This is a genomic window from Candidatus Nitrosotalea sp. FS (assembly GCF_011319475.1).
Classification (GTDB): Archaea; Thermoproteota; Nitrososphaeria; order Nitrososphaerales; family Nitrosopumilaceae; genus Nitrosotalea.
This window is the reverse complement of the sequence record NZ_RCMC01000121.1, coordinates 1-502: the sequence shown is the minus strand read 5'-3', so window position 1 is coordinate 502 and position 502 is coordinate 1. Positions and strand designations below refer to the sequence as shown.

Below are 502 nucleotides of genomic sequence, written 5' to 3'. Positions count from 1 at the left end.
GCATCAGAAGAAGCAGAAACAGTTGCAGTAAAGACAGGAGTGCTTCCAGGATACAGCATTACCGAGTTTGGCTCAAATGATGTTATTATACCAGATCTGAGCAGTTTTGAAGCATAAGGCAGTTCACCTGGAGGTATGTCCCCCTTGTTGTCTTCATTACAAGGTTCTGTAAAATGTCCTGTGTATTGTCCTTCATAATGACAGATTAGTGAGTGATGTCCAGTGTTATCAGTGTAAAGCGATATAGCAAAAGGCACTGTGGTCTTTCCCATCATGGCATTTGCCATGTAATAGAGCGCTGCACCACTAGTCATGTTGAGAGGTTCATTGTGATTATTTTGAAACCATGAGGCATTTGCAGGAGCGTCATATTGGACACTGATTGTTCCGGTGTCACCAGGGTGCAAGAAAAACATGGTTCCATATTGTTCAGACTTGTAATAATGTGCAAAGCCTGTCGAGTTTTTTATTGTGGCACTAATCTGTGTTCCACCCTGTATCA

Annotated in this window: 1 protein-coding gene; it reads right to left on the bottom strand. The window is 42.2% G+C overall.

The window, feature by feature from the left end; genetic code table 11:
* Nucleotides 1-502: hypothetical protein (locus DYY66_RS04500; protein ID WP_166286587.1), on the bottom strand; the 502-nt coding region annotated here is incomplete at both ends.